General features: G+C 32.7%; 8 protein-coding genes. 3 read left to right on the top strand and 5 right to left on the bottom strand.

Features of this window, described 5'->3' with window-relative positions; genetic code table 11:
• Positions 1-299 precede the first annotated feature (299 nt).
• Both C240_RS12360 and C240_RS12365 read right to left on the bottom strand, forming a co-directional pair.
• On the bottom strand, positions 300-587 hold the full coding sequence (locus C240_RS12360; protein ID WP_271496118.1) for a type II toxin-antitoxin system RelE/ParE family toxin: 288 nt from the start codon (positions 585-587) through the stop codon (positions 300-302).
• Between the two features lie 88 nt (positions 588-675).
• On the bottom strand, positions 676-1,647 hold the full coding sequence (locus tag C240_RS12365) for a hypothetical protein (RefSeq protein ID WP_271496120.1): 972 nt from the start codon (positions 1,645-1,647) through the stop codon (positions 676-678).
• A gap of 257 nt (positions 1,648-1,904) precedes the next feature.
• Between C240_RS12365 and C240_RS12370 the strand changes: the two genes are divergently transcribed.
• The 3 genes from C240_RS12370 to C240_RS12380 all read left to right on the top strand — a co-directional run bounded on the left by C240_RS12370 (position 1,905) and on the right by C240_RS12380 (position 3,857).
• Positions 1,905-2,504, top strand: a complete 600-nt coding sequence (locus C240_RS12370; RefSeq protein WP_271496122.1) for a site-specific integrase — start codon at positions 1,905-1,907, stop codon at positions 2,502-2,504.
• Between the two features lie 175 nt (positions 2,505-2,679).
• Positions 2,680-3,282 (top strand): protein adenylyltransferase Fic, encoded by a 603-nt coding sequence (gene fic / locus C240_RS12375; RefSeq protein ID WP_271496124.1) that lies wholly within the window; start codon positions 2,680-2,682, stop codon positions 3,280-3,282.
• Positions 3,283-3,641: 359 nt separating this feature from the next.
• Entirely contained in the window at positions 3,642-3,857 is a 216-nt protein-coding gene (locus C240_RS12380) for a hypothetical protein (protein ID WP_271496126.1), read from the top strand.
• Positions 3,858-4,006: 149 nt separating this feature from the next.
• On the opposite strand, the gene C240_RS12385 is transcribed toward C240_RS12380, so the two are convergent.
• The 3 genes from C240_RS12385 to C240_RS12395 form a co-directional block, all read right to left on the bottom strand.
• Complete coding sequence (locus C240_RS12385; RefSeq protein WP_254907342.1) at positions 4,007-4,099, bottom strand: type I toxin-antitoxin system Fst family toxin; 93 nt, start codon at positions 4,097-4,099, stop codon at positions 4,007-4,009.
• Between the two features lie 285 nt (positions 4,100-4,384).
• Complete coding sequence (locus C240_RS12390) at positions 4,385-4,810, bottom strand: hypothetical protein (RefSeq protein WP_271496128.1); 426 nt, start codon at positions 4,808-4,810, stop codon at positions 4,385-4,387.
• Positions 4,811-4,824: 14 nt separating this feature from the next.
• On the bottom strand, positions 4,825-5,640 hold the full coding sequence (locus C240_RS12395) for a ParA family protein (protein ID WP_271496130.1): 816 nt from the start codon (positions 5,638-5,640) through the stop codon (positions 4,825-4,827).
• Between the last annotated feature and the right edge of the window lie 822 nt (positions 5,641-6,462).

Here is a 6,462-nt window from a genome sequence, read left to right on the forward strand (position 1 = left end):
TTTTCCATTTCTTTACGATTCATATTGTTCGAATGTATGCCCTTTTGACCTTGAAAATAAATAAGTGGGGAACACGGGTGGAAAAAACGAAACATATTTAATTATAAAAAGAAGTCATGTTTAGCAATATAGTATTATCTGCTAAACATGGCTTCTTTTATAAATTAGTTAACATAAGATGGATTATACAAAATATAATTAGAAAACTAAAGTTTACTATTCAGTTGTAACGTAGTATATAAAACTTATGGGATGAAAAAAGTTAAACTAATCCAAAAATTAGTTCAACTTTAATGTAGTTATGAAATCTTGCTTAGATGATAGTATGCGATAAAAACGACCTCATAAAATAGTAAATAATCGTCAATAATTAGATACCGTATCTTAGTAGGTACAACCGTTTTAGTATCTAAGGGAGTTCCTGATAAAGGATGAACTTGCAGCTGGTCTAAACCATCAAAAATATGCTCAACTAATTGATCAATATTGGTTTGATACATACCTGGTTCGGTTAGGTAGAATATGATTTCATTTAAATCTTTTTCTACTTGTGCAGCAATTGATAAAGAATATCGACTATTTTCCATATTGATTGTTCCGAATCCTGTTCTTAAATTCATAAAAAGATATATTTTCTTCAGTTCTATGTGAAATTACACCTTAATATTTTGCCAGTCAAATTATCTGAATTAAAGCCTCTTGAAGCAGATCAAGTTTATTTGTTGCAACTGAATAAAGTGAATTTCTCCAAATCGTCGCAACTTTTCTATCACGAACCTCAATGATGCCGTAGTCTTCAGAAATTTTCGGACCAATTTTTTCTATTATAATGGATGGAATCGCAATCCATAAATAATTCACATGTTGCTGGTATTTCCTACTATTGAAAGAGCAGTGCAACTCTTCTTCAGATAATACCACTTCGATGGAGTGTAAATTTAATTGATGTGGTTTACTTGTATGGTTCTCCATCAATAAAAAATCAATAGTATGTGATCGATCCGTTAAGTAAGAGTAAAACGAGAAATTAGGAAGCAGCTTATACACTTTTCTTTGTGTACGAGTCACTATAGCATCTGAGTTAAAAACAGAAAAATGATTTAGCCAAGAACTATAGGTTAAAGAGACGGCGATATCTGTAACAGATAAGGCTAGCTCTTTTTCAGAGTGGCCAACTTCAGAATGGCTGTTCTTTTTGATGATGCTGGCACCGTCATTTTGCCGAATGGTTTTGACAGATTTCCAAGCGCTGAGTAGATCCGATCGTTTTAACTCACGCTGCAGTACTTTTTCCATTAAATCGTCTTTAATTTCTTTATTTCCTTGACTGATCTTTTCGACCAATTCAAAATTGTCCGGGCTAACGTCAACGTCTTCGATTCTTGGAACAGAGATTCCTTTCTTTCGAGCTCTTTTTTGGTAATCAGAATAAATTTCTCCAGCTTTTTTGCGTTTCCAAATAAGGGATTCGGTTACACCAGACTCATATGCTAAGTGTCTGATCCAACGAGTGAATGATGAATGCTCTGGTTTCCATAAAGCACCAAGTTCAACTTCTCTGATTAATTCAAATAATCGAACCCAGGAGCGTTTTTCTTTGACAAGAATTTTTTCAATTTCTTCTTCGATACTTTTTATATTGGACATAAAAAACTCCTTCCTCACAGTTACTATAACGTATTATAGTAACTGTTGTAAATGGTAAAATTCAAGGATAAATTGTTGCATTATTCTGAATATGACATAAGCTAGTTGTGTCTTATTCGTTAAAATAAGGGAAAGATAGACGGCTCTAAGCGCCAGTCCTTGTTTGAGTAGCCCTCTAAAATTATAGATTGTTTGAATAAGACTAAAACTATAGTATAATAGAGTTAAGTCATATTGATAAAAAGAGGGATTTTTACATGAAAATTGTTCAACCGATCAGAGAAAAAAAGCAAATTGATGCCATGAAGGCCATTTTGTCTTCTGGAAAAATGGGACCAAGAAATATGTTACTTTTTTCGATCGGAATAAATACCGCCTATCGCATTTCAGATTTACGTCGATTGAAATTATCAGACGTGTTACTTATTTCTCGTGGCCGAATGGTCACGAAGGAACGATTAGAAATGAAAGAACAAAAGACCGGCAAACATAATTCCATTATTATTTCCAATAAATTGAGAAAACAGATATTGGAATATGTGAATGAAGCATTTCCTTCTCAGGTAGCAACACATGATTTTGATCACTTTCTATTTCCAAGCAGGAAAGGAGAGGATCAACCGTTAAGTCGACAAGCACTTTGGGATGTGTTAAGTAAAGCAGCAAAAAGTATGGGGATGAAAAATATCGGTAGTCACTCGATGAGAAAAACATTTGGCTATTTTCTGTATAAGAATGGGACACACATTGAAATTATTCAGGAGCTGTTAAATCATTCGTCACAGCGTGAGACATTACGCTACATTGGGATCACACAAGAAGATAAAGATACGGCAGTAATGAGTTTAGATTTATAAGCACAGATAATTTACTATATAATAGAAGAAACACGTCATTTTTTTAGCAAATAAGAGAAGATAACCCTTTTTTGGGAAAGATCCAAGAGTCATTCATTTGAAGGATTGATTGTGATCTGTCTATCAATAGTTTGCTACTATTCTGAGATAAAAAGAGAAGACCAGGAGGGGAAAAATGTTAACCAATAAATTAGGTATTACAAATCAAGTTGAATTAGCAAGAGCAGAAGAAAAGATCAGTAAATCGAATGCAAAAAAATTATACGATAGTAGGGATATTGATAAACTAGAAGTAGGAACATTCAAAGGCCTAGCAGATATTCATCGATACCTTTTTTCAGATATTTATGATTTTGCCGGTGAAATTAGAACGGTGAATATTGCTAAAGGGAATTTTAGGTTTGCGCCGGTGATGTACTTAAGCGTTTCTTTAGATCATATTGATCAAATGCCGCAATCTACTATCGATGAAATTGTATCAAAGTATGTTGAGATGAACATTGCGCACCCTTTTCGTGAGGGGAATGGTCGCAGTACAAGAATATGGTTAGATCTGATTCTTAAGCAGGAAATCAACCAAGTAATCGATTGGAACCTGATTAATAAAGAAGATTATCTTTCTGCAATGGAAAGAAGCCCCATTAACGATTTAGAAATTTCTCATTTAATCAAGCGTGCACTAACGTCATTAGTAAATGATCGTGAAACATACATGAAAGGTATCGATGTTAGTTATTTCTATGAAGGATACACTGAGTATAATACTGAAGACTTGTAATCTGAAAAAAGGATAAAATGTCACCAAAACTTATAGCTAAATCTATATGCCGTAAATTTATGTTATTGGCAGAGCAATTCTAAGGTCGTTTCAACTTTTAAACTGAGGTATTACCTTGAGTGAGTGTTCTGAGGATTCTCAAAAACATGGAAACTGAATTATGATAATAAATTAATAAAAAAATAGATGGAGGTACTAAAATGAAAAATGGTTCAATGGGAAAATATATGTCACCAGAGCTTAGTCGCTTACCAATTACTCAAGTTACTTATGACAACAAATAAGGATTCAAATTTAAAAAATTTAAGATCATTACAAAAACAGACACAGTTATTGAATTTGAAGATAACTCGGAAACAGTGCCGTTTAAAAACGGAATATTGAAGGATTCTCTTAATACAGTTAGTGTAGTTGAAACTAAAAATGGTTTTGGATTACGTGTATACACTATACATGATTCAGAAAAAAAATCAAAACAAAGAATAGCTGATTATTACAAAGCTGTACTAACGATGCGAGAAGCTGATTTAAACGAAGCAAAACAATTTTATTCAATTCTTCAAGAAAATATGTAAAACGATTTCCCAAAACGATCAGCATAAGTGTTAGTAGTTTGACAAAATAGGGTTTTAGATGTATTATTGAAGGGAATATAACAGATTATGAGATACACCAAACCCCACCATCCGCTAAATGGTGGGGTTCTTTTTGGCTCTCAGTCGCTTTATTTGCTCCGTTTGTCAAGCCAATGTTTGAATAGCGCTAAAACTATCCCTACAACAATAGGAGCAATCAACGTTGAATATAACAAGATCACAAGAATACACCCCCTTCTGCGATAGTATCGCTGAAGAGGAAAGCGACCACTTTCAGTGTATCAGAGATTAAGTTGAAAAGCTGTATTTTTTTGAAAAAAATATATGTAAAAATGACACGGCAACGCTATGCTGCAAAGGGTCTCTGTGGTCTACTGTAAGTATACCCAAAAATGACAAAAATTTTGCCTCATTTGGAGATGCAATGGTAAATAAGAGTCACTTTTCATAATCTGTAAAAAAGTAAATAAAAGTATACTGGTATATTTGTATACCAGTATACTTTTCTACTTATCAAGCATATCAAATTGTGTTTTATACATTGACTTATATGCTTCTAGTTGTCGAGTCGTAAACTTAGTTTGAGCATAGTTATCGGCGAGTAATGAAATAATATCATTGAAAGTAGCTTTGTTCATACCTTCGACCTCTTTAAGAAAAGGCTTTAAAGTATTGATTTTCAAATTTGTACTAGGTGATGTTTTTTGGGTAGTAGATGCTCTCAAGCGTCGATCAGTGTCAATATTACTCGGCATTAATTTTGAGGAGCTGTTTTCTACGACTTCTCTTTTCGGAAGGACTTCTTTTTTTGTACTGGGTTTAATAATAGGATCAATGTTTTCTCTACTAAAACTAGTGCTACCTTGCACAGTGACTTTTTTTTCTTGTAAAGAGCTGTTATTCTTTATCAATGGTTTAAAATTGGATTTCATGACTTACCTCCTTACTAGCTTTCGAAATAGTTTTGATGAGTGTCTAATTCATCAAGAACATCAATAAATACTTGATGAGCTCTTTTATCCCAGGTATCAGGTTTACCATTAACATTATAATTGACCCCAATACCTTCAACATCATAAACTTTTAAACGTTCTTGATACTTAACTATAGTATCGAGAACATTTCCTCCATATAAATTTTTTGCTTGATTTAAAACTTTGTCATCCACTCTTCCACCTTGACGTAACATACAAGGAATAATTCCTAAAACATTTAAATCTGCATTATAAGTATCAACCAAATATTGCATATATGCAATGTAAGTTTGTGCACCGTCTAACGAAAGTTCTTGCGTCTGTAAAACAATAATACAGTAATCAGCAGCAAGCATTGCATTATCGCTGTAATCACTTATAGTTGGTGGAACATCTAAGTAAATAGCATCATATTCCTCTTTAAGAGGTTCAATGAGCTTTTTAAGATAAGTAATTTGTGCTATTTCATCATCTGGAAATTTTTGATATAAAATCTTACTAAGATTTCTAAATGCAGTGTTAGATGCTATTAGATCGAGTTTATCCAATATAGGTATAATTTGTTCGGATAGATTTCCTGTTTGAAACCCTTCTGTAACTGTTTGATTAATCTCGCTAATATTACCAGTTTTGGCCAAAACACTTGTTGCATTACCTTGAGGATCTAAATCGATAACTAAGGTTTTTCTATTTTTTATTACGGCGCTTTCGTACGCAAGCATCGTTACAGATTTAGTTTTACCAACTCCTCCCTTGAAGTTTCCTATAACATAGACTGTCCCACTCATAATATAGTCTCCTTTACGATATCTGATAATAACTTTACATAAGTATACCATCGTTATAATTAGAAATCAATAATAATACACTGAAGTATACAAATGTTTTTTATCCAATAGTATACTGGTATACTTGGATACTTATATACTCGTATACTATTTAGTGATCTGTGAGTATACTGGCATACTAGTATACTTCTAGATGGTGATCGCTCTCCAATTTAGCGATTACAAAAACAATAAATAAAACAAAGTATACTAGTATACAAATGGAAAAGTATACTAGTATACAAATAAATAATCTCAATGTTTTAAAAGTATACCAGTATACTTTTAAAACTGTATACTGGTATACAGTTAGGAAGGATGGCCAGAAATATCTGTTTACAAATCAAAAAAAATAGTATATCTTGAATCATAAGAAATCAAAAAAAGACGTAACACAATTCAAGTTGGCCCTTGAATTGCAGTATCGTCTAAAAAAATATTGATGGTACTCTTTGTCTCACCCACTGAGATAGTAATGGCTAATAAAATACTGAACCAGTGTCTAAACTGTTGTAATATCGCCATTTGCTTTTAAGAAAGTATAGCAAATTTTGCGAAAAAATTCAATAGTTTAAGGCTTATTTCCTATACGCTAAAAGAGATTTAACGTATAGGAAATAAGCTTTTGAGGAAAAGGACACTAAAAGTTATTCTAGTGTTCTTTTTTGTTCCAAAAATTTAAGGAAAGTGAGGTGTCTAGTGCATGCAAAAGATTGATTCAACGCAATTGGCAGAAGTGATCTCTATGATTACTAAAGGCGGTATCCGTAAATATAAATTCAA

The sequence above is a fragment of the Enterococcus sp. 5H genome (assembly GCF_028128615.1).
In the GTDB taxonomy this organism is placed as follows: Bacteria; Bacillota; Bacilli; order Lactobacillales; family Enterococcaceae; genus Enterococcus_L.